At 60.2% G+C, this 1,194-nt stretch carries 1 protein-coding gene; it reads left to right on the top strand.

From position 1 onward, the window contains the following. Positions 1-127 precede the first annotated feature (127 nt). The coding region (locus ACEWE8_RS26050) for an IS256 family transposase (RefSeq protein WP_367904344.1) at positions 128-1,194 on the top strand (1,067 nt) is incomplete at its 3' end.

Genomic DNA, 1,194 nt, shown 5'->3' with positions numbered 1-1,194 from the left:
GATCGTGTCCCGGGAAGTGGTGTAACTGAACCAGCCGAAGGCGCCCTGCGGGCGAAAGAGGATGGTCATCGTGGTTCTTGGCTAACGTTGAGTTTGCGAAGACCAAACACTCACCAGAGAAACCACGATGACCAAGCCCACTATCGCATTGACCGAGTTGGTTGAGAAAGGGGCAGACGCTGATCTGCTCAAGCAAATGATCCAGTTCGTTGCCCAGCGCATGATGGAGTTCGATGTCGAAGGCCTGTGCGGCGCGGGCTTCGATGTCAAAAGCCCAGACCGGACAAATAGCCGTAATGGCTACCGTGATCGCCTTTGGCAAACCCGCGCCGGCGACGTTGACCTGAAGATCCCGAAGCTGCGCCAAGGCAGCTACTTTCCTGGCTTCCTCGAACCCCGACGTACCGCCGAGAAGGCCATGGCGGCGGTGATCCAGGAAGCCTACATCCAAGGCGTTTCAACGCGTTCGGTGGACGAGCTGGTCAAGGCCATGGGCATGACCGGTATCTCCAAAAGCCAGGTTTCACGGCTAGCTGGTGAGATCGATGAGCGCGTTCACGCTTTCCTTGATCGCCCGCTTGAAGGCGACTGGCCCTATCTCTGGATCGATGCCACCTACGTCAAGGTGCGGGAGGCCGGGCGCATCGTCTCGGTCGCCGTAATAATCGCCGTGGCCGTGAACACCGACGGTGGCCGCGAAGTCCTGGGCATGCGGGTTGGGCCGTCAGAGGCTGAGCCGTTCTGGACAGACTTCCTGCGCAGCCTCATGCGACGTGGCTTGCGGGGCGTGAAGCTTGTCATCTCCGACGCCCACGAAGGGCTCAAGGCGGCTGTTTCCAAGGTATTCAACGCGACCTGGCAGCGCTGCCGCGTGCATTTCATGCGCAATGCCATGGCCCACGTCGGCAAAGGTCAGCGCACCATGGTAGCGGCGCTGCTGCGCACGGTCTTCGCCCAGGACAGCCGTGCCGAATGCCATCAGCAATGGCGGTTGGTCGCCGATCAACTGCGCGAAAAGTACCCGAAGATCGCGACGCTCATGGACGGCTGTGAGGATGAAGTGCTGGCTCACATGGCGTTTCCCAAGGCACACCGGCAGCAGTTACACAGCACCAACCCGCTTGAACGGCTCAACGCTGAAATCAAACGCCGCACCGATGTCGTGGGGATTTTCCCCAACGATCCGGCCATCAC

This window comes from Pseudomonas sp. TR47 (assembly GCF_044143025.1).
Classification (GTDB): Bacteria; Pseudomonadota; Gammaproteobacteria; order Pseudomonadales; family Pseudomonadaceae; genus Aquipseudomonas; species Aquipseudomonas putida_E.
The sequence above is the reverse complement of the archived record's forward strand: the minus strand, read 5'-3'. Positions and strand labels throughout refer to the sequence as shown.